The organism is Staphylococcus sp. HMSC059F04, assembly GCF_001812565.1.
GTDB lineage: Bacteria > Bacillota > Bacilli > Staphylococcales > Staphylococcaceae > Staphylococcus > Staphylococcus lugdunensis.
Genome location: NZ_KV809479.1, coordinates 77,193 through 103,499, shown reverse-complemented (window position 1 = coordinate 103,499; position 26,307 = coordinate 77,193). Strand labels below are relative to the sequence as shown.

Genomic DNA, 26,307 nt, shown 5'->3' with positions numbered 1-26,307 from the left:
CGAACACTTCACTTATTGTTTAACTTAACAAAAAAGTAAAGTGTTCTTTATTATTATGTATTAAATTGATTGTCATAGTTGTTCACCTGGGTCATAGTTTTAATTATATTAGCATTATATACAGTAATATAATGGAATTTAAAGTGAATGAAATATTAAAATGAAATTAAATAAATAATTTAAAGCATTGATAAATTCTACTAATAAAATACTATTTAAAATAAGCGGAAATACTGGAAAGGTGGGGCATAATGAATTCAAGAAAAAGAATGGCTTTGGTTTTGCTTTTTATACTGCTAGTTATCAGCTTTTCAATCTTTTTACTACATAAACGTCAAAAAGATCATTACATAGAAGTACAGTAGAAGCGGATTGATTTGTACTTTAAACACAATCTTAAAGAATATCATTCAATGAAAGTCACGAGTTTTACAAAAAATCCAATGGATGATTACTTTGTCCATGGCTATATCAATGGAAATAAGAAATATTACTTTAAAATACTGATTTCTTCAGTTAATGAATTTAAATTCACTAAAGAAGTAGGGTATAACCCCAAAACACTTGGAAAATTATTTAAAGAGGAAGAGGCTAAAAACAAAATAGGAGCAGATGAAATCATTAAAAAAGAACATTTAGACAAGGAAAAATATGAAGCACAACCACCATTTATTTTGGGGGATATAAAGTGACTTAAAATAATATTTAATGAGATGACCATAGGTTACATTTGTCATATATTTAAAACGTTTTGAACTAACGTCTGGATTTAAAGTAGTCCCATAAGATATGTGTAGTTAAAATCAGTCCCATGGCAAAGAAGAATACAATAATAACGTTTAATATTATGCTAAAAACATTATAAATTGGTAAGTAGCTCAATAGGAGAAACATTGGTATAAGAAAGATTAAATCCCACCAACCTATTGCTTTTAATGTCTCTCTAAAATTGTTCATTCTTATGCACCTCATATAATTAAAAAGTTAGTAAACACATTGTTCTAGTCATTTAAAGTTATAGAATGCCAATTTAAACAAGAATTATAACAGCACCTACGTCTTGGTTCCAATATATAGACGTAGGTGTTGTTATTCAACCTTTTACATAGGCGAGATTGTAGTAAATTATTTAAAAACGGCTTGATTGATTGCTTGTGCAGTTTGTTCAAAGTGGTCGATACTTAAAGATACATAGAGTTTGATTTTAGGTTCTGTGCCGGATGGGCGTAATGCGATAAAGCCGTCATTAAAATAAATTTTAATGACGTTAGCTGTCGGTAATGTTATAGGCGATGTGGTTTGTGATACGAGATTGATTTTTTCTCCTTTTTCAAAATCTTCAATGGCTGTAACTTTTAGACCTGCTATATGATGAGGTGTATGTTGTCTAAAGGTTGTCATAAGTGCATGAATTTTTTGTTTGCCAGCAGGGCCTTCAAAGGTATGAGAAAACAACTTATCATGGTGATATCCAACCGTTTCATAAATTTGGTTTAATACATCTTTTAACATTTTACCTTCGTTTTTCAATTGGGATGCATATTTAATAATCAAAGGGACGATTTGTACTGCATCTTTATCGCGTACAAAGTCACCAGCTAGGTAACCATAACTTTCTTCATATCCAAATATAAAGTGTTCATCAGCTGGTAGCTGCCTGATTTCCTGGGCAATATATTTAAAGCCTGTGAGTACTTGACGAGTGTTGATATGGTTATGCTGCGCTAGGCGCACATTGAGTTCGCTGCTGACAATCGATTGTATCATTAGACGATTTGTCATCTTTGCTGTTTGCTTGATACGATAATTTAACAGTAAAGCACCAATTTGATTGCCATTATAATAATGTATATGACCAGCTGCGTCACGTTCAGCAATGCCTAAGCGATCAGCATCTGGATCTGTACAAATCAGTAAATCTGCTTTCGTTTCTTGAGCTAATGACACTGCTTGGTCAAAGGCCTTATAATCCTCTGGGTTTGCACTTGTCACTGAGCTGAACTCCGCATCTGGTTGGCATTGTGCTTCTACTAACTTGTAATTCGTAAAGTGAAGTTCATCCAAAATATTTGGGACAACAGGCACACTCGTACCGTGTAAACTTGTAAAGACGACCTTTAAATCTGATGATGGAATATTACCTACGAGTCGTTGAACATCATTAAAGTAATGGTTACGCACCTCAGTTGGTACAGCATAAATATTCTCTGTTTTATTTCCAATGTCTTCATAAGTATTGAGTGAGAGTGGATCACCCAGTTGCGCTATGATGTTACTAAGTTTATTAGAAGGTTCGGTAGATAACTGCCCACCATCAGCACCATAAACTTTAATACCGTTATAGTCTTTAGGGTTATGGCTTGCTGTAATCATGACGCCAGCATCTGCTTCTAAATATCTGACAGCATATGATAAATCTGGTGTAGTGCGATAGGTGTCTGATAAGTAAACAGTGATATCATGACTTGCGAGAACATTTGCTATGATTTGAGCAAATTCTGGTGATAAATGTCTTGTATCATAATGTATGACCGCAGACGGTGTTTTGTGCTGTTTTAGCAGAAAACGTGATAGTCCGATAGCCACTTTATTTACTGTAAATTTATTCAAACGGCCTTCCCCTAGACCGAATTTCCCTCTAATACCAGCAGTACCAAAGGCAAGCGTAGTATCAAATCCTTCATCTTGTTCTTCAGCTGATTGCTGTTCGTAGAAAGTATGCGTTAAACTTTCTTTGGCTTTAGCAATCCATTGGTCTTTGTTCATTTCGACGACATCCTTTTCTATATTTATACGTTCATTCTTCTATTTAAAAAACATACATCCTCATTTGAAATGTAAACTCAATCACATTAATTATAAACAGAAAAATAGAATTTTGAAATATTCTAAGTCATTATTTATGGAGGCGATTTTATTGTTTGCTGTATATTTAGAAGAACAAAAAGTATATAATGGATTAATATTGACTAAATATAAAGGGATGTTAAAGGTGAAGATGTATATATGATTAACACGGTAACAAGTATATTACCACCCGTACACGGTGGAAGAACTAAGGCATTATTGAGTCGAATACGCCTATTAGATCAACACCTAGGAATTCAAAATAAAATTTATACAACCAATTATAATGCTAATTATTTAGAGGTATATCATCAATTTAGAGAAGAAGGTACAGTAACGCCGTCTACAACTTTTGAAAATATGTATGATTGGTTATCTGGCTTTAAATTATTAAATATACCTACAACAAAATTTAGAAAAAAGATCATATATCATGAAACAAATCGTGATATTGAAGGGCTAACTTATAAAGTATCTGACGATGGCAATGTGGTGCGTTATTACAATGAAAAAACGTATGTTTTATATCGAAAATATTATGAAAACACAGATATTGTGCAATTTGAAGATGTCATGTCTCCAATTTCTAAAAAGAAAATTGAACGCAGAGAGTTTAATCAATATGGACAGATGCATCGGAAAACATTTTATTCACGACAAACATTTCGTAAAATAATGGAAGAATATATCGATCAAACAGGTAACGTGTATTGCCGTAAATTTTTTGATTCTACAGTTGCAAAACGCATTGATTTTATTCAAATTTATAAAAATAATTTATTTTATCGTGCTTTTAAGTCAGAAAAAGAACTATTCCAATATTACTTTCAACAGCGCTTCCAAGACGGTGATATTGTCTTTAATGATGCAAGATTGTTAGATATGCCATTACTCAAACAAACACATAAGACGAAAAATGTTTTAGTATTTCATAATAGTCATTTAGAAGGACAGCAAATAAATCGGTCATATCGGTTTGCATTAGAGCATTCAGAAAATGTTGCGCAGTATGTCTTGTTAACAGAGATGCAAAAGCGCGATATCCAAAGTACGTTTGACATTAGTGAACAACAAATTACAGTTTTACCGCATTTTATTCAACCTTATCCTCAACATGATAGTATCCAGCAACAAGATCGTTTTATCTTTATAGGTAGATTAAGTTTACAAAAGCAAGTTGACCATCTGATTAAGGCTTATCACCGTTTCTTAAGTTATGGTTATGGCACGAGACTTGACGTGTTTGGTGCAGATGAAGACAAACAAAAGCAATTGATGCTTGATTTAATTAATGATTTTGGTATACAAGATAAAGTGACAATTCATGATTTTACATCAAATCCATTAGACGAATTTAGAAAATCAAAAGCGTCATTACTCACAAGTGCATATGAGGGATTTGGACTTACCGTTATGGAGAGTATTGAAGTAGGCTGCCCAGTGATTTCATATGATGTCCGATATGGTCCAGCAGAAATTATCGACGATGGCGCAAACGGTTATCTTGTAGAACCAAACAACATTGATGCCTTCGCCCAAAGAATGGCAGATATTGTTAAAGAACCTCTTTCACAAGTTCAGACCAAAAACCAACTAAGGGAAACTCAAGCCATCGCTAACTATAAACAGTTATTCCAAACATTAAAATATTAAAGTTGAATCATAAGAATGGGGGATAGGGCATAATTTTTTAGGCTCTGAACTCTATATTGGAAGTAGTTGACGGGATTAAAAATATGCTTATCCCAAGCTTTTTCAATTCAAGTCAACCATGCAGGGGCGGGAATACGAATTCACAATGAATTCTAACCGCTCTCTTTATAATTTAGAAATTCTTAGTGAATGGCTAAAAGTGAAGTAAGTTTCATCATTTATTTATACTAATCATTTAATTCTTGTTTTCATTTGCACGTCTCAATCCTTAACGATATGATAATGATGAGGATTGAAGTAAGCGTTTACAATAAATTTACAATACACACATTGTGAAAGGGGTTTAGATGATGGTTGAACAGTTTGATTTGATTGTGGTCGGTGCTGGACCCGGGGGTTATGTTGCGAGTATTCGCGCTGCTCAATTAGGGATGAAGGTTGCCGTCATTGAAAAGGACCGTGTGGGGGGCACATGTTTCAATGTAGGATGTATTCAATCTAAGCTGTTGATTGAACATGGCAAGCGTGTTTATGAAATGAATCAAGCGAAAGATTGGGGCATTTTTGCAAATCATATTGAGCTGGATATTAACAAAATGAATCATCGTAAGGATGAGGTGGTGGATGAGATTATTGGCAATGTTCACCATCTTTTTGATGAAAATCATGTAAATTACATACAAGGAGAAGCGGTAGTTCATAGTGATTTATCTGTTGAAGTCAATGGCCGCGTACTTCATGCCAATGATATTGTATTAGCGACTGGAAGTTCACCATTCGTGCCACCTATTGAGGGTGTTGGTAAGATTGATTATGAAACGACGGATTCGTTCTTTAAGCATTCCACTTTACCAGAACAAATAACGATTGTCGGTGGTGGTGTCATTGCGACAGAACTCGCATCTGCCATGGCTGATTTAAGTGTTCATGTAACGATTTTAGAGTCTGGTGACAATATATTGCGCTCTGAGGATAAAGATGTTCAAGCGTCGATACGGAAGTTATTAGATCATCAGGGTGTAAAGATTGTTACACATGCGCGTGTCAATAAAGTAGATACTGATGCTGTTTATTTAGAAAATGGTTCACAGTTACCCTATGGTACACTACTATTTGCAACTGGGCGACGTCCTAATTTACAAGCATTTGAATCTCTTAATTTAACTATGGAAGATAAAACAATTAAAGTGAATGAGTTTAACGAAACATCGGTGCCACATGTCTATGCAATTGGAGATCTTGTAGCTGGTTATCAACTGGCGCATACAGCAAGTGCACATGGTGCCGTTGTGGCTGAGAAAATTGCAGGACTGAATCCCGACCCTGTGAAACAAGAGGATATACCAAGATGTATTTATACGCGAGTTGAATCAGCGTCAATAGGTTTATCTGAAGCACAAGCAATTGCTCAAGGTTATGACGTAAAAGTGACACAATCAAACTTTAAAGAAGCGCCGAAAGCTTTAATAAAGGGGGAAACAAATGGTGTAATAAAAATGGTTATTGATAAAGCCACGCACCATATTTTAGGTATTTTTGCTGCGGGTCCTAATGCTACGGATGTGGTCGGGCAAATGTCAGCTATGCGAGCTGCACATGGTCAACTTGAAGACTTAGCTGCTATGATTCAACCTCATCCAGCGCTATCAGAAACAATTGGTGAAACTGCCAATGCGTATTTTAATAAGGCAATACATCAATAAATTGTTCACAATTACAGTCGGTTTACCTCAAATTTAAGCAGCTTCAAATTAGTTGAAATATACAAATAAAGTGAATTTTAAGATAAATGACTAATTTATGAAATACATCACGTATTACTTTAAAAAATAAAAAAAGAGCGTATTATAGTAGATGTAAGGAATAAGTAATTGGAGTGATAACTGATGCGAAAAGTAATTGAACAAGTTATTTTTTCAAATGAAAGCAGTTATAAAATTCATGTGCATACAGGCGTAAACCAAGGATTAATTGGTGATATTAGAGATGGTTACATCACTATCGACTCTATGCCATATATCGATGCAGAACGATTATATCAATATGGTCTTGAACACAAGGAAGTTGTACCTAGTTAATCAAGACAGCCCCTAAAAAAGAACTCGACTTTTTTGACCCAAGTATCGTATGCCCTTCCTGGCGAACATCAAGGGCATCATATATACCCCAATAACATTGAATAATCTCTGGAAAGCCCACAAACCAATGCGTACTGGTTGTGGGCTTTTAGTATTAAACAACTTTAAAATTCTTTTTAACCTCATTATATTGATACTCTAAATTATAAAGTTTATTTTTGAAGCCATCTTGACTGCTAAAGGGCATGCGAACATCATGCATGTTATCAATTTCACGAATAAACTTTTTTTCGGCTGTTTTACGTTGTGCTACCGTCATATTCAGTAATTCTTCTTCACTAAATAAGTCTTCAAAACGAAAACTGAATCCCATGCGTTTCTTTTCTGCTCTTAATTTCATGACACGATCATGATAAGTCATCATTATCTCCCTTTCTATAAACCCATTTTAATTAGACATACTTCCACTTTATACCTTAATATTATATTTTACAAATGGAATTTGTAAGTTGTTTTAGTTTTAACAACAGTGGTTATAAAGATACTAAGCCAAAAGAAAAGGATGTAGTTATAAATGGATAATATCGTAGGACGTGTTGCTGTAATAACTGGGGCAAGTAGTGGTATTGGTAAAGAAATTGCTAAAGCTATGCATAGCATGGGATTCAGAGTTGTATTAGCAGGACGCAATAGAAAAAGATTAAATCAAGTGGCTATGCATATGCGTAAATATGAAAGCTTAATAGTAGAAATAGATATGACTCAACGTCAGGAGGTAGAAGCACTAATTGCTAAAGCGATTGAGTACTTTGGTCGAGTGGATATTCTTGTTAACAGTGCAGGTTTAAGTTTAAGTTCACAAATCACAAGTCATCAAGTTGAGGATTGGGATGCAATGATTGACACGAATCTAAAGGGTACTTTGTATGCTATTAATGCAGTTTTACCACATTATCAGCAATACAAAGAGGGACATATTATTAATTTAGCATCTATTAGTGCTGAAGAGGTAACTAAAGATAGTACTGTGTATAGTGCAACAAAAGCTGCTGTCCAGATGATTAGTCGAGGGTTAGAAAAAGATTTAGCACGTACAGGCATTAAAGTGACTAGTATTTTACCAGGTATGGTTGATACGCCAATGACTGAACAGAGTGATTTTGGAGGCCGCAAAAAGCTAGAGACCTATGACATAGCTGAAAGTATACGTTATGCCATAACGCAACCGCCACATGTCAATGTAAATCAAATTACTATACGACCAGTATAGAAATATTTTCGTAAAATATAAGCCAAGGCTTTAATGAACTATCGGAATTTTAAAAATAATCGATGCAGTTTATGGTAATGATTAAAGCTCTGACATCAAATTAAGTTTAACTTATTCAGTTGCTAACCATGTCTTGGGGAATGTTACACTGATATTATAGAATAACCTAATTTCTAAGTAATGAAGGGTGATGACAATATTGGAACAAAGATTATTCGACTTGTTAGAATTATTGGTGAAATATAATACAGAAAGCCCTCCTGGACGTAATACAAATCCTTTGCAAGATGATATTCAACGCTTGCTTGAGGATTTAGGTTTTACAATTCAACGTGAGGTACTTTATCCTAATGACAGTATTATTGTAGCCACGTTAAAAGGTGAGGATCCAACAGCACCAAAGTTAATTTTAAATGGACATGTGGATGTGGCTTCTGTCGATGATGATCGTGAGTGGAACTATCCGCCATTTGAATTAACGCATGTTAACGACTGGCTCTATGGTCGTGGTGTTAGTGACATGAAAGGTGGCATGGCTGCTTTATTTTATGTCTTAGAGCGATTACATCAAGAAGGACGTCTCCCTCAAGGTGATATTATTGTTCATTCTGTAGTTGGGGAAGAGGTTGGTGAAGCAGGGACAAAGCGTGCTTGTGAAATCGGACCTAAAGCCGACTTAGCATTAGTCTTAGATACGAGTGATAATATGGCGTTAGGTCAAGGTGGCGTGATTACAGGCTGGATTACAGTTAAAAGTAAGCACACAATACACGATGGCGCACGTCATCAAACCATACATGCAGGTGGTGGCTTATTTGGTGCCAGCGCTATTGAAAAAATGATGAAAGTCATTCAAGCATTAAATGAATTAGAACGGCATTGGGCAGTGATGAAATCGAGTCCAGGAATGCCACCTGGCGCAAATACAATAAATCCTGCTGTTATTGAAGGAGGCCGACATCCTGCTTTTATTGCTGATGAATGTCGTTTATGGATTACGGTACACTATTTACCTAATGAATGCTATGAAGATGTTATTGCAGAAATTGAAACATATTTAAACCAAGTAGCTGCAGCTGATATTTGGTTGAAAGATCATCCATTGTCCTTTGAATGGGGTGGTGCATCAATGATTGAAGATAAAGGAGAGATTTTTCCAAGTTTTGAAATCCCAACGACCCATCCAGGATTTAAAGCTTTGCAACAGGCACATGAACTTGTACACCATAAACCTTTAGAACATGGTATGAGTACGACAGTTACAGACGGTGGTTGGACAGCACACTTTGGTATACCAACAATTTTATATGGTCCCGGAAGTTTGACCGAAGCGCATAGTGTAGATGAAAAAATTACTGCGACAGAATTGCAAACATATAGTGAAGTACTCTATCAATATTTAAAACAATGGTACCAGCACCCAGTAAAAAATTAGAAAAACATGTTGGGATATACATGTAAGTGATTAGAGTTCCAGCGCCTGATTCTTTTCTTCCACTATGATTTCTACAATCTTATTTGCAGACATAAAAACTGGCAAAATCAGTTTTTACTAACAAAGCAAGCTGGGATGAGGGCCAAGCAAAGAGGAATACGATAAGCACTTCTACGTACAACGCAAGCTGGGGTGGGGGCCCCAGCAAAGAGGAATGCGAAAAGCATTTCTACGTACAACGCAAGCTGGGGTGTCGAAGTTGTCCTCTAAGAATGCGAGCCAACAATACGAAATATTGTTGTAAATAAAGAAGCACAAAGATGATTTATGTTAAACCATCTTTGTGCTATTATTTTGGGATTTATATGCCATGCTGTTTGTATTATCGTTTAAAGGTATCACGGAGTTTCTTAACCCAACCAGCGCCTCGTTTAGAAACGACGGGAACTCCTGAAGGCTGGGACGCGAGCTTTTTTAATTGTTTACCATATTTAATTGCTTTTTGCATTAAATAGGCTTGTGAATTTAAAGGTGACATATCGTTTTTAATATAGTGATATTGACCATATTGATCTTGATAACGTCCCTTTTGATTGTCTGATAATTGTAAGTTCATATAGTCTAGTAATCGTTTGGCAATGTCGTTATCTTCAACTGGGAATAAAATTTCAACACGTTTAATCATATTCCGAGTCATGACGTCAGCGGAAGAAAGATAAATACGTTGGTCTCCATTATTATAGAAATAATAAATACGAGAATGTTCTAATAATCGTCCTACAATACTAACGACTTCAATATTCTCACTTATACCAGGAATTCCAGGTTTTAAACAACATATGCCACGAATAATCAACTGAATTTTAACGCCTGCTTGAGAAGCTTCGAACAATTTCTTGATGATCGCTTTATCAGTTAATGAATTCATCTTCATGATAATATGGCCATTGCCATGTTCGTGGTGACTTTTAATTTCTTTGTCGATACGGTCGATAAAGACATCACGAATATCAAATGGTGCCACGATTAATTTGTTATATACGGGCTTAACCGAATAGCCACTTAAATAATTAAAGAAATTAATCGCGTCTTCCGCAATTTCTTTATTTGTGGTAATAATACCCATATCTGTATAGAGTTTAGCTGTTTTATCGTTATAGTTACCTGTACCTAAATGTACGAATGAAGTTAATGTTCCATGAGTACGTTTTACTACAAGTGCAATTTTACTATGTGTTTTTAAGTGTGTCATACCATAAATGACATGACAACCAGCATCTTCTAACATACGTGCCCAATGCACATTATTTTCTTCATCAAACCGCGCTTTTAATTCTACAAGTACAGTCACTTGTTTACCTTTTTCGGCAGCTTCTTTTAAACTTTTAATAATTGGTGAATCTTTACTTACGCGGTACAATGTTTGTTTAATCGCAATTGTATCAGGATCATCTGCAGCTTCGCGAATAAAGTCGACAATCGGTTGAAATGATTCATAAGGATGATGGAAGAAAATATCGCGTTTTAAAGCTAATTCATAAATATTATTAGTACCTAAAGAACGCGGTACTTGTGGTGTATATTGCTCATAAGTTAAGAATTTTAATTTGTGTGATAAATGGTCTACCAAACCAAATAAAAATGTTAAATCGAGTGGTCCATTAACAAAATACACGTCATTGTTCTCAACTTCTAACGTATCAATGAGCCATGGAATATCGTCTGAATTAGCGGTGCGACCGTCAACCTCTAAACGCACAGCTGAACCACTTTTACGTTCTTTCAAGAAACGTTCAATTTCGATAAGTAAATCTTCAGCACCATCCTCATGAATGGTTAAATCGGCGTTACGTGTAATACGGAATGTAAACGTATTTAAAACTTCGTATCCCGTGAATAGATAATTGATGAAATAAGTAATCACATCTTCAACCATTAATACATATTGTTTTGTACCTTCATTGAGTGTAATGAACCTAGGTATTAATGACGGAATTTGAACAATAGCAGAATTTATCGCATCTTCCGTATCAATATCAACGAAGATATTTAAGCTTTTATTATTTAATTTTGGAAATGGATGATATGCATCAATACCTAAAGGTGTAAGCGTAGGCAATATGGTTGTCTTAAACTCTTGTTCAAGACGAGTTAATAGTTGGTTGGATAATTGTTCAGGTTGAGACATTTCGATATCATATTGTCGAAGTTCTTCGATAAGTTCATTATAGCGCTCATATTGTTTATCAACATATGTGGTATTCTTTTCTTGGATAGCATCAACTTGTTCTTGCGGTGTCATTTGTGCTTTGTTTTCAGGCTTATCATATCCCATTTTAACTTGGTCTTTTAAGCCAGCGACCCGGACCATAAAAAATTCATCTAAATTAGAGCTAAAGATAGAGATGAAATTTAACTTTTCTAATAAAGGATTATTATCGTCATAAGCTTCTTGTAATACACGATAGTTAAAATCTAACCAGCTAAGTTCTCGATTGTTGTAATACTGCGGTAAATTGATGTTATTTTCTCCCAATTGATTTTGCATTGTCTATACACACCTTGTCGTTTAGTCATAATTTTTGTTATATACGTACGTGCTATGGCAGTTTTACCTAACATAAAGATAGCATAAGAGTTTTAATATTTTGTAAAGGTGATGGCAACTTTACCCTTTAAGACTTTTTCTATATGTTTTTTTTGGCGCATTGCCTGATACTTTTCAGCAATAGGTTCACCTTTATGGTAAACGATGAGTTCAAAATCTTCTTCAGCTTTTTTCAATGGTTTCAATGAGACATCTTCTACAAAGCTTGTGTGTGAAATATTGAGTGCATTGACAAACTTAATAATGCCTCCAAGAATTTGAATGGTATCGATCTCTTTATTTCCAAACCAGTTTGTCTCAGTACAATAGAATTTTAGCAATGATTTATTTTTAAAGCTGGCAAGTAGGGCTAGTTTCACACGGTCTTTATGTGTATAACCATTAATCATTGAGTTCGCAATAATATAATAGCTATGCGGTGAGCTTGAATCTGAATCGATAAAGCTACCTAAGTAATAGATATACGCGCCTTCTTCAAACAATCGTTGCTCTTTATCGCTTAAATTGAACTCTGAATATTGCATGATCTGTGATAATAGGGATTTAGCTAATTTAAGTCGACTCGCAGAGCTACTTTCTTCAATTTGATATTCATTCGCAAGAAAATGGATAGCTTCTTTACGAACGTTATATTTATCAAAAACATCTGTATAACGGTCACGAATTTGTTTAATGATGTAGCCTTCACGTAACCCATTTCTTGAAAATGTAAATTGAGTCGCGTTTACTTTTTTATACAATGCTTTAAATACGCAAACAGCTGGTAAAATAATATCAACTCGGTCACGACTCAGTCCATCTAGATTAGTTAAGTCATCGCGGTCACTTTTGCGTATGATATCTAGCACTTCCTCAATATCATTATCAGACATTGTGTAATTATGTACGCCACCAATTGGATATGAGTGTTCCGATTGATGAATACGAGCCACGTTTCGTGCAGAACCACCCACACCGACAAGGGCTACTTCTTTATCTTGTAGCCAAGATAATTCATCAAATTGTGAAGAGATGAATTTTTCCATATCTTTAATAGCTGATTTGTTGTTGTGCGCTTTATTTTCAAAAAACATACGTGTAAGTGTAACGACACCAAAAGGAAAACTATGTGATTCAACTAATTCCTTATCTTTAAATAATGTTACTTCGGTTGAACCACCACCAATATCAACGGATACACCGTTAGCAATTTCTGTTGTATGTGTGATGGCATAAAAGCCATAATAGGCTTCATCTAGTTCTGGAATGATTTTCATATCAATATTTAATTCTTTTTTGACCTGTTTGATGATGGCGTTTTTATTTTTAGATTGACGGATAGCTGCTGTTGCAATCGGATGTAACTCGGTAACGTTAAATTCTTGCGCAACTTTTTTAAAGCTTTTAAGCGCTTCAATGAGCACTTTAATACCGTCTTTGCTCATTTCCTTTTTAGATGTTAAGTATTGACTTAGTCTTGCCGGTGTTTTAATGTTTAGTATTTCATTCAAGCCAGCTGTTTTGCTAAATTTAAAAATGACTAATCTAATTGTGTTAGATCCTATGTCAATTAAGCCGATGCGTTCTTCCATTGTATCCTCCTATTGCCTTTGGATAGTCTATTAATTATGATTACCCTCTTTACTATTATTCTACATTAAAATCCTTGTTTTTATAATACATTAGTGGGAATTATATTTGAATTTCATTGTATCTTTCTCGGAATAATTATTTTCAAATTGAAAATGAGGTGGGGCAACAAATAAAAGCACAAAGATGATTTGAAATAAAAAATCGTCTTTGTGCTTTTTTGATAATCCATACTTTGTGTTATGGGCTCGCTAAGGAGACAACTTGCTTATCGAATTTTTTCTATATTTATGTCCAAACTGATTATACTGCTAATTTGCTTTTATTGGACCTCCAGGACCTACTGGAATGCCTAGTAAATACCAAATAATGAGGAAGAGCGTCCATACAATGGAAAGGACGATTGTGTATGGCATTAGGCTAGATAATAAGGAGCCGAGTTTCATATTTTTATCATATTTTTGCGCATATGTTAGCAGTAAAGGCATATACGGCATCATTGGCGTTATTGGATTGGTAATAGAGTCGCCAACGCGATAAATCATCTGGGTAAACGCAGGATGAAAACCAATTAACAGCATCATCGGAACAAAGATAGGTGCCAGAATACCCCATTTTGCAGAGGCACTGCCAATCACCATATTGACCAAGCCGCTTAATATTAAAATACCGATAATTAATACGATACCATGTTGACCTTGTAATAAATTTGCGCCTTTAACTGCCACGATAACACCTAAATTACTCCATTTTAAGAAAGCAAGCAATTGTGCAGCAAAGAACACGATCAGAATAAAAGAACTCATTGTAGCTAACGAATCAGAAATCATCTTTCCTAAATCTTTAGTAGATTTGATTTGTTTACTAAGGACGCCATATATTACACCAGGAATCAGGAAAATGACGAGTATCACTAATCCTACGCCATTAATCAATGGCGAATTATCGATGAGACTACCTGTCTTTGGATTACGCAACCAGCTGCCTTCAGGAATAGCGCAGATAATTAATGCGACAACTAGAACGATAAATGAGATATTTGCCCAACGTAATGCACGTTGTTCAATCGGTGTAACCGTTGATGAAGGTTGGTCTGTATCGTCTAACTCAGCCTTACTATCATCGTATTTACCTAAGTGCGGTATTACTAATTTTGTTGTTGTAAAATACAACGTAGGTATAAGCATAAAGACGCTTGCGGCAATAAAGTACCAATTCATAGCAACATTGGTGTTCACTTTATCTGTCACAATTTTAGTGGCTGGATTTGTAAATGCATACACTAATGCATCTTGCATGCCAATAATTAAGTTTGCGCCAAAGCCACCTAATGAAGAAGCATATGCCATGGCTAGACCAGCAATAGGGTGATAGCCAATTTTAATGAATAACATTGCAGCTAAGGGTGGCAAAATGACGGTCGTCGCATCACCAGCAATACTGCCCATAATACCGATAAATATAATTGTTGGCAGGATGAGCTTTTTAGACGCATGATTAACGACTGATATTAAAAGCTTGTCAAAGTAGCCAGATTTTTCTGCTGCGCCAATACCAATCATTACAGCTAATACGAGTCCAAGCGCAGGAAATTCTGAAAAGTTCTTAATGGCATCATTCATAATCATAGCAATACCGTCAGTACTGATGATGCTTTTTATATGAATCGTATGGCCATTACCAGGATGTTTGACTGATACATTGAACCAAGAAATGACCCAAGTCATTACGGCTAATAGTACACACATCATAAAGAATAACACTGCAGGGTCAGGAAGTTTATTTCCAACCCATTCCACGCCATTTAAAAATCTTGTGATAAACGATGCTTTCTCTTTACGTTTCACACTTGAGGGCATGTCATCATCCTCCTTTAAGATAACACCCAGTATATCAAATACAATAACTAAATAAGCGAATATTCCGATATTTTATAATTTGTTTTACTTATCGTGTGTAATAGCACATAATAATATGATTTAATTTTAATCTTTTAAGAGATGATTGGTCTTTGGAACAATATAAAAGAAGATGACTTTAAAAAAACACGTCTGACAGCGTATGAGGATGTCAAACGTGTTGACCCAAGTAACTTACCACACAATTTGTTGATAGGTCTCGTCATTTAAAGAACGAACAATTTCAGTAATAAGTCGAACTGAGTTTTCATAATCATCTGTATGTAAAACAGAGACATTAGAATGCATGTAACGCAAGGCTACACCAATTGTGATAGTTGGAATGCCTTCATTTGCGACGTGAATACTACCGGCATCGGTACCACCACCTGGTGTAGTATCCCATTGAACACTGATATAATGCTTTTTCGCAACTTCTTTAATATGTTGACGTAAGCCTTGATGTGCTATGCTTGAGGCATCCATCATAATTACTACAGGACCATTACCTAGTGCGGTTTCACTTGTTTGACCCGACATACCAGGAATATCATAAGGTACACATACATCAACTGCGATAGCTAAATCGGGTTTAATGGTTTGAGCTGCCACTTTAGCACCACGTAAACCTACTTCTTCTTGGACTGTAGCACCTGCGTACAGATTAATGCCAAGGTTTTCATCTTTAAGGTTTTTTAATACTTCAACTGCTACAGCACAGCCATAACGATTATCAAATGCTTTAGCCGTCAAATATTTACTGTTGGCTAATGTTTCAAATTCACTATATGGCGTAATCATATTTCCTACTTCGATACCATGCTGCTCAACATCTTCACGGCTGCGTGCACCAATATCAATAAACATGTCTTTAATATCAACAGCCTTTTTACGCTCTTCAGCTTCAAGGACATGGGGCGGTTTAGATCCAATAATGCCTCGTATTTCTTGTCCTTGATCCGTTGTAATTGTCACTTTTTGCGATAGCATGACTTGGCTCCACCAGCCACCAATGGGTTGAAACTTAATAAAGCCTTCATTATCAATTTTCGTAACAATAAAGCCAATTTCATCTAAATGACCTGCTAACATAATCGACTTAGTTCCATACGTAGCTTCTCTTTTACCAAAAATGCCACCCAAATGATCTTCAATGATACTATCACTAATTGGGTTTAGATAATCTCTCATTGTTTCTTTAACTTGCATTTCTTGACCAGCGATACCATTAACATCGGTTAATGTCTTTAATAATTCTATCGACGCTTTCATATGTATAACCCCCTAAGCTTGGAATAACTACATTGTAACATGTTTTGTTTTAGAAAATAAAAGTATATAGAATTTTCAAAAAATGCATAATAATCATTACATACAAGTTCTAAATTTTTTATATAGTGGTATAATAAAATAAACTAAAAATGAGCAGGTGAAGGTATGAAGAAGTTTATAGCAATGATAGCCATTGTTGTTATTACAATAGTGACTTTATCAGCATGTGATAAAGAGCGCACAAAGACATATGAAGGGGACATTGATGGTAAGCATGTCATTACTTCATTAACCTATAAAAATAATAAAGTGATATCACAATCAACAATAAGCACTTTAAAATATGATGACATGGGCTTATCAGAAAAAGAAGGAAAAGCATTATTTAAGAAACACAAAGCTTTAGAAAATGCTAAAGGCGTCGACTACCGTTTAACGAGTGAACGGGAAAAAATAGACGAAAAAGTAGATATCGATTATAACAAAGCAGATATCCAAAAAATAAAACGCAACTTCGACTTATTTTCATACGACAAAAACAACCACAAAGTCAACATGGAAAACAGCGTCAAATACCTCAAAAAACTAGGCTTCGAAGAAAAAAGCAAAATGACCAAATAGGGGCCAACAAAGAGAATTTCGAGAAGAAATTCACCAGGCAACGCAAGTTGGGGTGGGGCCCCAACAAAAAGAAATGCGACAAGCATTTCCGCGAACAACGCAAGTTGGGGTGGGCCCAACAAAGAGAAATGTACCAAGTATTTCAAAAAGATATTATTTTTGATAAGTACTTAAATGACGTTTGGCAATTTAAAATAAATTAAAACAAATTTAAAGTGACTCTCCAACATGTGTATTTCTTGCAATTTACGTGTTGGAGAGTCTTTTATATAACTTATACATTATATTTTTAGAGATTATAAATAGAAAAACTAAGATTATCTATGGCAAAAACGTTTATAATAGATAACCTTAGTATATTTTAATGCTTAAACGGTTTCTAATGCTTGTGCTAAATCATTAATAATATCATCAGCATTTTCAGTGCCAATTGATAAACGAACCATTTCAGGTAATACGCCTGACTTGCGTTGTTCTTCCTCAGATAATTGTAAATGTGTTGTGCTTGCAGGATGAATAACTAGTGATTTAGAGTCTCCCACATTTGCTAAAAGTGAGAAAAGATCTAATGCATCGACAAAACGTGAAATATCTTCAACGCTACCATCAACACCAAATGTTAAGATGGCGCCTTGACCTTTAGGTAAATATTTTTCTGCCAAAGCATGATATTTGTTATTAACTAAACCAGGATAATTTACCCAAGTTACTTTAGGATGTTGATCTAAAAATTGTGCGACTTTGAGTGCATTTGCGGAGTGACGTTCCATGCGTAAATGCAAAGTCTCTAAACCAATTAAGAATTCATGCACATTGTAAGGTGATACGGCTGAGCCTAAATCACGTAAAAGTTGGACACGTGCTTTTGTAATATAAGCAGCTTCACCTACATCTTTTGTATAAGAAACACCGTGATAACTTTCATCTGGTTCAACTAAACCAGGGAATTTACCATTGTCCCAATTAAATTTGCCACTATCTACAATAATACCACCAATAGACGTACCATGACCGCCAATAAATTTTGTAGCTGAATGTATCACGATGTCCGCACCAAATTCAAAAGGTCGGCATAAATATGGTGAGGCGAATGTATTATCAATAATTAGTGGGATGCCATGTTGGTGTGCGACATCAGCGACTGCTGTAATATCTAATGCATCAATTTTAGGATTACCCATCGTTTCAGCATATATTGCTTTTGTGTTGTCATTAATTTGTGCTGCAAAGTTTTCAGGGTGGTCAGGGTCAACAAAATGGACCGTAATGCCAAGCTTTTTAAAAGTGACATTTAATAAGTTGTATGAACCACCGTAAAGGTTAGATGAAGCAACGATTTCATCACCAGCATTGACAATATTTAATAATGCCAATGTAATTGCAGCTTGGCCTGACGATGTAGCCAGTGCGCCAATACCACCCTCAAGCGCTGCAACGCGTTCTTCGAATACATTTTGGGTTGGGTTCATAATACGTGTGTAAATATTGCCAGGTTGTGCTAATGCGAATAAATCTTGGGCATGTTGTGTATTATCAAAGACATAACTAGATGTTTGATAAATAGGTACTGCACGTGATTTTGAAAAATCGTCAATCTCTTGTCCGGCATGTATCGTTTGAGTTTCAAAATGCCAATTTTGGTTTGTCATAGAAGGACCTCCATTTATTATTAGAATATTCAGATAATTAAGAACATCATTATTATAACGCACACTTATACTAATTCCAACTTATTTTGTAAGAATTTAAAACTTATGTATAGATATAGAAAAATGTTTCGGACAAAAAAGAAACATCAAAATGCATATATCATTTGAATGTATTCAAATTGAGTTTTTATTAATAGTACATGTTGCGTCCTATTACAATCATTCATAAGGGTCTTCAGGGTCTTCGTTCATTTCGCTTAGTGGTATTTATTAAATTATACGAAAATGCCTTATTTTTTAAAAGTATGTTGATGTAAAATTACATATAAATATGACGTATTTTGGCGAGACTCCTGTGGGAACAGGACAAGCTGAAGCTGTCCCCTAAGAAGGTGAGCCAACAATTTTGACGTAGAGCCTAAAAATAAGGAGTATTAAATATAAAGAAAGCACAAAGATGATTTTTAATTTTAAACCATCTTTGTGCTATTACCTTGGAAATTATGTTCCAGCTTGATATGATCAATGTTTTAAGTTATACAATTCGTTTACGGATTGCGCCGGAGATTAAATCAACAATCGCAACCATTATCACTAAGCCAATTAAAATGATTCCAACACGATCCCAAGATCGTGTTTGTAAAGCAAAGATTAATGGTGTACCAATACCGCCTGCACCAATTAATCCTAAAATTGATGCTGAACGCAAATTAAGCTCAAAACGATACAGAATTAATGATAAAAATGACGGTAATATTTGTGGTATAACAGCAAATACTAATGTCTTTGTCTTATTAGCACCGCTTGCCTTTAATGACTCCACAGAAGTGAAATCTAAGCTTTCAATGTCTTCTACAAAGAGTTTTCCTAGCATTCCAACTGAGTGAATACCTAAAGCAAGAACCCCAGAGAAGGAGCCAGGCCCTACAGCTTTAATAAAGATGAGTGCCATGACAATTTCAGGGAAGACACGAATAACACTTAAAATAAATTTCGTTGTGCCTGTCACTGGTCGTAGTTTGACTAAGTTATTGGCTCCTAAAAATGCGAATGGAATACAAATAATTGCCGCAATAAAAGTACCAATGACAGCAATGGCAAAGGTTTCTAGCAGACCGCGTAATAAATCTTCTCCTTCAGGTATATAAATATATCCTAAATCTGGATGGAATAATCCTGAAAAAATTGCTTTTAAGATTTCTACAGATTTGCTTTTCAATTCAAGGGCTGGCATACCAGCAAATCCCCATATCACAATGAGGGCAACCACGATGGCGATAACCCAGCGTTTAATCACACGTTGCTTTTGTCTCTTAGTGCTTAAATTATATTTAGGTGATTGAAAAGTTTGTGGCTCGTGTGTCATGCGAGTTGTTCCCTCACTTTCGAACTCACATAGTCAATAATAACAACAATGACTAAAGTGAATAAAATAATCATAGCTGTACGAGGGTACTGGAATAAGCCGAGTGTTGAGTCATAGAACAAGCCAATACCACCTGCGCCAACCAGTCCTAATACAGCAGAAGCGCGAATATTAATTTCAAATGCAAATAATACATATGAAAAATATGTAGAAATAATTTGTGGCACGACGCCAAAAACAATCCATTTAGTTTTATTTGCGCCAACTGCAGTCATGGCTTCCATTGGGCCAGGTTCAATGGTTTCAATTGCTTCGTATAATAACTTAGCTATAACACAAATTGTTAAGATGAATAGGGCAAGTACCCCTGGAATTTGACCAATACCAAATACAGCAACAAAGATAGCAGCTAATAATAAATCAGGTATTGTTCGAACAATGTTCAAAATAAATCGTGCAGGAATGGTAATCCATTTTGTACGGATAATATTACTGGCACAAATTAATGCGATAGGAACAGAAACGATAGCACCTAAAAATGTCCCAACGATTGCCATGCGAATCGTATCTAACATTGGTTGCCAAATTGCTTTTAAATAACTCCATTCAGGAGGAAACATTTGTTTGAAAAAGTCTCCGATTTGAGGCACACCCACCATTAAATCCGAGAAGCTAAAGCCCGTATACACGAAACTCCAAATGACTAAGATGGCAACGATTAGTATAGAAAAGCTTGTCTTTAATGATAGTTTTTTATTTAAATATTTATCATATTTATTTGTAGATGTAGCTGGAGATGTCATTTTAATTCACTCCTAGCTTTTCGTCGGCTTTTAATTGACGACCATAGATTTCATTAAATACTTCTTCAGTGGCTTCTTCAGCGGGACCATCATATACGAGTTCACCATCGCGCAACCCTATAATTCTCGTACCATATTCTAGCGCTAAATCGACAAAGTGAAGATTAATTAAAATTGTAATACCTAATTCTTCATTGATTTTCTTTAAATCATCCATTACTTGCTTTGTTGTTAGTGGGTCAAGTGAAGCAACTGGTTCATCCGCTAGAATGATAGAAGGTTCTTGGGCGAGCGCGCGCGCAATCGAAATACGTTGTTGTTGACCACCTGATAGTTCATCCGAGCGTTGATCAAATTTATCCAAAATATTGACGCGTTCTAATGCATCCATTGCTTTTATTTTATCTTCTTTAGGAAATAGGCCTAAAATCATTTTCCAGGTAGGATGATAACCAACTCGGCCACTTAAGACGTTACGCAATACGGTAGAGCGTTTTACTAAGTTAAAATGTTGAAATATCATGCCGATATTACGACGCATCAACAGTAGTGATTTTCCTTTTGCTTGTGTAATTGATTTTCCTTCAATTGTAATATCCCCTGATGTGACATCATGTAGGCGATTGACAGAACGTAGTAGTGTAGATTTACCTGCGCCTGATAATCCAACGATGACTGCAAAATCTCCTTTTTCGATATTTAAATTAATATCTTTCAAGCCGACATGTCCATTCGGATAGACTTTGCTCACATCTTTAAACTCTATTTGACTCATGTTATAACACCTTTCTCTAATAAGGTTCACTTTGTATAAAGTTATAAAGAAAAGCTATGCCAAAATTTGGCTTAGCTTTTCAATTGACGTTCTTTATCTATGATTCAGTAGAAAATAACAACCAATTATTGCATATCTTTTACTTTTTTCTCGTATTCTCTAACAATATCGAAGTCAGAATCTTTCGCATCTGTATATCCTTCATGTGAATATACTTCACTGATGATTTTATGACCTTCTTTAGTTTTTGAGATATCTTTAAATGCTTTTTTCAATTTTTTTTGGAAATCTTTATCCATATCTGGTCTAACTGAAATTGTATCGTTTGGAATTGGTTTTGTTAATTCTAAAATCTTTGTATCTTTGAATACATTTGGTTGGTCTTTTTTAACGACATTACGTGCATCTTGGAATACTGCCGCAGCATCCACATCGCCATTTAATAATGAAATAATCGATTGGTCATGACCTTTCATATTGACGATTTTCATATCTTTTGTTGCGTCAATACCAGCTTTTTCTTTCAATGTAGCAATTGGGAAAGTATAACCAGCTGTAGATGTGACGTCTTGTAATGCAATTTTTTTCCCTTTTAAGTCTTTTAAGCTTTTAATGCCTGAATCTTTTTTAACTAAGATTTCTGATTTGTAGTCCTTAACAAGCTTTTTCGTAGGTGATCCATCTTTGTTCACACCAAAGCGTTGTGCTTGTAATAACAAGTTAGCAGCTTTCTGATCATGTGCTAATGTGTATGCTGTTGGTGGTAAGAAACCAACATCGACTTTTTTCGATTTCATCGCTTCAACAATCGTGTTGTAGTTTGTAGATACGGATACTTTTACTGGAATGTCTAATTCTTTGGATAGTAGCTTTTCAAGTGGTTTTGCTTTTGCTTCTAATTTATCCGCATTTTGAGATGGTACAAATTGGACCGTTAATTCTTTTGGTTTGTAGTTACCTTTGCCTGATTCTGAGTTGGAACTTTTGGAATTGTTATCTAAAGAACTGTTACCTCCACAAGCAGCTGCAAAGATAACCACCGATAACACGAGTAGTAGAAGATATTTAACGTGTTTCATATAATAACATTGCCCCCATTCACTATTTTGCAATATGTATCTATGTCTTTAATATCGACAATTATAGAGTAGCACACTATACTATATGTTATGTGTAGATTTCGTTAACTTTTTGTTAAAATTAAATAAAAATTATTTAAAATCGGTAAAGATATATAAAATATCATTAATAGTAACCCGTTTGTGTGTGATTTTTAATATACTGCTGGTATGTGAAAATAAGTTAATAAAAGGAGTTAGACAAGTATGAAAATGATAAAAGTTGTAAGCTCTACTATAGTTGCCTCAGCATTAGCATTATCCATGTTTCCATCTACACAAGCAGCTGAAACGAATACAGCTTCACGCACAGTTCTATTTGATAATTCTCATGGACAAACTGCTGGCGCGGCTGATTGGGTTATTGATGGTGGTTTTTCTGATTATGCGGATTCAATGAAGAAACAAGGTTTTGCTGTTAAATCACTAGATGGGGAAGCAAATATTAGCCAAGAGTCATTAAAAAATAGTGATATTTTAGTTATACCAGAAGCGAATATTCCATTTAAGACGACTGAACAACAAGCCATTGTGAATTTTGTAAATCATGGTGGAAGTATCATTTTTATCTCTGACCATTACAATGCAGATAGAAATTTAAACCGCATAGATTCTTCTGAAGCTATGAATGGCTATCGTCGTGGTGCCTATGCGGATATGACCAAGGATATGGATCAAGGAGAGAAACAATCTAAAGCAATGGCAGGTGTTTCAAGCTCAGACTGGTTAGCCCAAAATTTTGGTGTGCGTTTCCGTTATAATGCTTTAGGGGATTTGAATACATCTAATCTTGTCTCAAGCGATGAAAGTTTTGGCATTACTAAAGGCGTTAAATCTGTGTCTATGCATGCTGGTTCAACACTTGCTATTACAGATCCTAAAAAAGCAAAAGGAATTGTATACACACCTGATCACTTAGGTAACAATGCGAAATGGAGTCATGCAGTTGACCAAGGTGTTTATAATGGTGGAGGTAAAGCTGAAGGTGCCTATATTGCTATTGCAAAGGTAGGTAAAGGAAAAGCTGCCTTTATTGGAGACTCCTCATTGGTAGAAGACAGTTCTCCAAAATATTTACGTGAAGACACGGGTAAAACAAAGAAAACGTATGATGGTTTTAAAGAAGAAGATAACGCACAATTGTTGAATAACTTAACTTCTTGGTTAAGTAAGAAAGAAGCAACACCGAATTTAGCTAAAAGTGGTGTAAAATTAGATAAAGCGACTGTGTTACATGATTTTGAACAGCCACAAAATTCAACAGAACCGCAAAAAGAACCATGGTCACAACCACCTGAAGGTTATCATTGGTACGATCGATCAACGTTTGCGCCTGGTAGTTATGGCAGTACAAAATCTACTAAAGATGATGGTGATAAACAACCAGGAGACCAACCGGCTGTGCAAAATGTAGCCTTTGCTATTCCTAAAGATGTGCAAACTAACACGCCATTTAACATCACGATCAATTTGTCACAATTACCGGCTAACCAAGCATTAGATAATTTGAAATTAGGAATTTATCAAGATGGTGGTAAACAAATCGGTCAATTTTCAACGGATGGTAAATCATATAGTAATATCGGCTATGGTTCACTTCCAACCATTAAAGTCAATAAAGATGGCACAGCTTCAGTGACGATTTCAGCAAAGGTAACGGAGTCTTTAAAAGGGGCTAATATACGGTTAAAGCAAGGAGATAAAACCCTTAAAACTGAAAAATTGAAGTAATGGAGGACAACATGCGATGACACAACTTGCATTTTACATTTTAAGTGATATACATGGTTATATTTTCCCAACAGATTTTAAACAGACAAAAGGTTATAAACCGATGGGGCTATTATTGGCGAACCACATAATTGAACAAGATCGTCAGCGCTATGATGCTAGCTTTAAAATAGATAATGGTGATTTTTTACAAGGTTCACCTTTTTGTCATTACCTTGCTACACATATACATTCTAGCAAGCCATTGACGGATATCTATAATCGTATTGGTTTTGACTTTGGTACATTAGGAAACCATGAATTTAACTATGGTCTCAACTATTTAACTCAAAGTATCAATCGCTTAAATTATCCAATCCTTTGTGCCAATATTTTAAAAGATAATAAACCATTAACAGAACAAGGAATCATGTATATTAAGAAGCAAGGATACAATATTGGTATTATTGGTTTAACGACACAATATATTCCACATTGGGAACGACCAGAGTATATTCAACACTTAACATTTAATAGTGCAGTTCAAACGTTAGAGGACATATTACCTCAAGTACGTGAACAGGCTGATATCGTGGTTGTTAGTTATCATGGGGGCTTTGAACGTAACATTGACACGTATCAACCAACTGAAGTATTAACTGGAGAAAATGAAGCGTCTGAGATATTGCAGCGCTTTGGGTCGGACATTGACGTGCTTATTACGGGGCATCAACACCGTGAAATTGCTGCTATCAAGCACGATACAGTTATTCTACAACCAGGAACACGTGCGACACAAATTGGTAAAGTTACGCTAACATTCAATGATCGAAGACAATTGGTTCAGCGTACAAGTGAACTGTTGCCAGTGCACGATGACAGCGCTTTTAAATTAATCGATAAAGATAGTCAATTAATAAGTGATGTGGACACGTGGTTAGATACGCCGATTGCTGAAATTCAGCAGAATATGATTGTTGACGAGCCATTTACTGCAAGAATTGCACCGCACCCTTTTATTAATGTGTTACTACATGCATTATTACAAACAAGCGGCGCTCAAATAGCAAGTACGGCATTATTTGATTCTGCGACTGGCTTTGATAAGACCATTACAATGCGTGATATTATCAATAACTATCCGTTTCCAAATACGTTTAAAGTATTAGAGATGACGGGTAAGGGCATTCGTGAAGCATTAGAACAATCAGCACGCTATTTTGATCTTACGGACAGCGGGGATGTAGGTATTAATGACACGTTTTTAAATCCTAAACCGCAACATTATAACTATGACATATTTGGAGGCGTATCATATAATATTAAAGTGAGCGAGCCTATGGGGCATCGCGTGCATGATATTAAAGTGGAAGGACAGCCATTAGTCGAAGATAAGATCTATACCGTTTGTGTAAACAATTATCGTGCTGTAGGTGGCGGTGATTATAACATGTTTGCAGAAGCAAAGGTGGTTAAAGATATACAAGTGGAGGGTGCACAGCTATTAATCGATTATCTAACACACCACAATTTAAATAACATGCCACAAGTTGTGGATTTTAAAGTAGAAATATAATTCAGTAATAACTATGAGCCTGGGACATCATTATGTTTTAGGCTATGAACTCTATATTG

The 26,307-nt window shown here is 35.3% G+C and carries 21 protein-coding genes; 9 read left to right on the top strand and 12 right to left on the bottom strand.

Translation table 11 applies throughout. The features are described from left to right. The first annotated feature begins 377 nt into the window (after positions 1-377). Complete coding sequence (locus HMPREF2864_RS09475) at positions 378-692, top strand: DUF1433 domain-containing protein (RefSeq protein ID WP_080555272.1); 315 nt, start codon at positions 378-380, stop codon at positions 690-692. Positions 693-756: 64 nt separating this feature from the next. Here HMPREF2864_RS09475 and HMPREF2864_RS12225 read toward each other — a convergent pair whose 3' ends face one another. Both HMPREF2864_RS12225 and HMPREF2864_RS09465 read right to left on the bottom strand, forming a co-directional pair. Then, positions 757-957 (bottom strand): DUF6007 family protein, encoded by a 201-nt coding sequence (locus HMPREF2864_RS12225; protein WP_002478646.1) that lies wholly within the window; start codon positions 955-957, stop codon positions 757-759. Positions 958-1,125: 168 nt separating this feature from the next. Beyond that, complete coding sequence (locus HMPREF2864_RS09465) at positions 1,126-2,766, bottom strand: phospho-sugar mutase (RefSeq protein WP_070545487.1); 1,641 nt, start codon at positions 2,764-2,766, stop codon at positions 1,126-1,128. Between the two features lie 240 nt (positions 2,767-3,006). Between HMPREF2864_RS09465 and HMPREF2864_RS09460 the strand changes: the two genes are divergently transcribed. The 3 genes from HMPREF2864_RS09460 (at position 3,007) to HMPREF2864_RS09450 (ending at position 6,578) form a co-directional block, all read left to right on the top strand. Beyond that, positions 3,007-4,500, top strand: coding sequence for a glycosyltransferase (locus HMPREF2864_RS09460; protein WP_002460388.1), 1,494 nt, complete (start codon positions 3,007-3,009; stop codon positions 4,498-4,500). A gap of 350 nt (positions 4,501-4,850) precedes the next feature. Further along, positions 4,851-6,203, top strand: coding sequence for a dihydrolipoyl dehydrogenase (gene lpdA / locus HMPREF2864_RS09455; RefSeq protein WP_070545485.1), 1,353 nt, complete (start codon positions 4,851-4,853; stop codon positions 6,201-6,203). Positions 6,204-6,386: 183 nt separating this feature from the next. Next, a complete protein-coding gene (locus tag HMPREF2864_RS09450; RefSeq protein WP_002460385.1) occupies positions 6,387-6,578 on the top strand; it encodes a hypothetical protein in 192 nt (63 codons plus the stop codon). Positions 6,579-6,732: 154 nt separating this feature from the next. On the opposite strand, the gene HMPREF2864_RS09445 is transcribed toward HMPREF2864_RS09450, so the two are convergent. Continuing rightward, complete coding sequence (locus tag HMPREF2864_RS09445) at positions 6,733-6,999, bottom strand: DUF1413 domain-containing protein (RefSeq protein ID WP_002478650.1); 267 nt, start codon at positions 6,997-6,999, stop codon at positions 6,733-6,735. 153 nt (positions 7,000-7,152) lie between these two features. Here HMPREF2864_RS09445 and HMPREF2864_RS09440 point away from each other — a divergent pair, with 153 nt between their 5' ends. Both HMPREF2864_RS09440 and HMPREF2864_RS09435 read left to right on the top strand, forming a co-directional pair. Next, complete coding sequence (locus HMPREF2864_RS09440; protein WP_070545481.1) at positions 7,153-7,848, top strand: SDR family oxidoreductase; 696 nt, start codon at positions 7,153-7,155, stop codon at positions 7,846-7,848. Between the two features lie 190 nt (positions 7,849-8,038). Further along, a complete protein-coding gene (locus HMPREF2864_RS09435) occupies positions 8,039-9,283 on the top strand; it encodes an acetylornithine deacetylase (protein WP_002460380.1) in 1,245 nt (414 codons plus the stop codon). A gap of 382 nt (positions 9,284-9,665) precedes the next feature. Here the strand turns inward: HMPREF2864_RS09435 and HMPREF2864_RS09430 are convergent, their stop codons facing one another. The 4 genes from HMPREF2864_RS09430 to HMPREF2864_RS09415 all read right to left on the bottom strand — a co-directional run bounded on the left by HMPREF2864_RS09430 (position 9,666) and on the right by HMPREF2864_RS09415 (position 16,630). Further along, on the bottom strand, positions 9,666-11,831 hold the full coding sequence (locus HMPREF2864_RS09430; RefSeq protein WP_002478653.1) for an RNA degradosome polyphosphate kinase: 2,166 nt from the start codon (positions 11,829-11,831) through the stop codon (positions 9,666-9,668). A 92-nt stretch (positions 11,832-11,923) separates the two neighbouring features. Next, complete coding sequence (ppx, locus tag HMPREF2864_RS09425) at positions 11,924-13,462, bottom strand: exopolyphosphatase (RefSeq protein WP_002460378.1); 1,539 nt, start codon at positions 13,460-13,462, stop codon at positions 11,924-11,926. A gap of 309 nt (positions 13,463-13,771) precedes the next feature. Then, on the bottom strand, positions 13,772-15,319 hold the full coding sequence (locus HMPREF2864_RS09420; RefSeq protein WP_002460377.1) for an AbgT family transporter: 1,548 nt from the start codon (positions 15,317-15,319) through the stop codon (positions 13,772-13,774). Positions 15,320-15,553: 234 nt separating this feature from the next. After that, the gene (locus tag HMPREF2864_RS09415) at positions 15,554-16,630 is read right to left on the bottom strand and encodes a M42 family metallopeptidase (RefSeq protein ID WP_002478655.1); all 1,077 of its coding nucleotides are present in this window, start codon (positions 16,628-16,630) and stop codon (positions 15,554-15,556) included. Between the two features lie 165 nt (positions 16,631-16,795). Here HMPREF2864_RS09415 and HMPREF2864_RS09410 point away from each other — a divergent pair, with 165 nt between their 5' ends. Beyond that, entirely contained in the window at positions 16,796-17,251 is a 456-nt protein-coding gene (locus HMPREF2864_RS09410; RefSeq protein ID WP_002460375.1) for a DUF1307 domain-containing protein, read from the top strand. Between the two features lie 368 nt (positions 17,252-17,619). On the opposite strand, the gene HMPREF2864_RS09405 is transcribed toward HMPREF2864_RS09410, so the two are convergent. The 5 genes from HMPREF2864_RS09405 to HMPREF2864_RS09385 all read right to left on the bottom strand — a co-directional run bounded on the left by HMPREF2864_RS09405 (position 17,620) and on the right by HMPREF2864_RS09385 (position 22,923). Then, a complete protein-coding gene (locus HMPREF2864_RS09405) occupies positions 17,620-18,900 on the bottom strand; it encodes an O-acetylhomoserine aminocarboxypropyltransferase/cysteine synthase family protein (RefSeq protein ID WP_070545480.1) in 1,281 nt (426 codons plus the stop codon). A 535-nt stretch (positions 18,901-19,435) separates the two neighbouring features. After that, complete coding sequence (phnE, locus tag HMPREF2864_RS09400) at positions 19,436-20,266, bottom strand: phosphonate ABC transporter, permease protein PhnE (protein ID WP_002478658.1); 831 nt, start codon at positions 20,264-20,266, stop codon at positions 19,436-19,438. Next, a complete protein-coding gene (gene phnE / locus HMPREF2864_RS09395) occupies positions 20,263-21,069 on the bottom strand; it encodes a phosphonate ABC transporter, permease protein PhnE (RefSeq protein ID WP_002492572.1) in 807 nt (268 codons plus the stop codon). Before phnE (HMPREF2864_RS09395) ends, phnE (HMPREF2864_RS09400) begins: the two co-directional genes overlap by 4 nt. Position 21,070: 1 nt before the next feature. Then, on the bottom strand, positions 21,071-21,844 hold the full coding sequence (gene phnC, locus HMPREF2864_RS09390) for a phosphonate ABC transporter ATP-binding protein (protein WP_002460368.1): 774 nt from the start codon (positions 21,842-21,844) through the stop codon (positions 21,071-21,073). A 125-nt stretch (positions 21,845-21,969) separates the two neighbouring features. Next, entirely contained in the window at positions 21,970-22,923 is a 954-nt protein-coding gene (locus tag HMPREF2864_RS09385; RefSeq protein WP_070545477.1) for a phosphate/phosphite/phosphonate ABC transporter substrate-binding protein, read from the bottom strand. A 246-nt stretch (positions 22,924-23,169) separates the two neighbouring features. Between HMPREF2864_RS09385 and HMPREF2864_RS09380 the strand changes: the two genes are divergently transcribed. Next, positions 23,170-24,693 carry a DNA-binding protein gene (locus HMPREF2864_RS09380; RefSeq protein WP_070545475.1) on the top strand — a complete coding sequence of 508 codons (1,524 nt, stop codon included), beginning with the start codon at positions 23,170-23,172 and terminating at the stop codon, positions 24,691-24,693. 16 nt (positions 24,694-24,709) lie between these two features. Beyond that, positions 24,710-26,248, top strand: a complete 1,539-nt coding sequence (locus HMPREF2864_RS09375; RefSeq protein ID WP_002460364.1) for a bifunctional metallophosphatase/5'-nucleotidase — start codon at positions 24,710-24,712, stop codon at positions 26,246-26,248. The last annotated feature ends 59 nt before the right edge of the window (positions 26,249-26,307 follow it).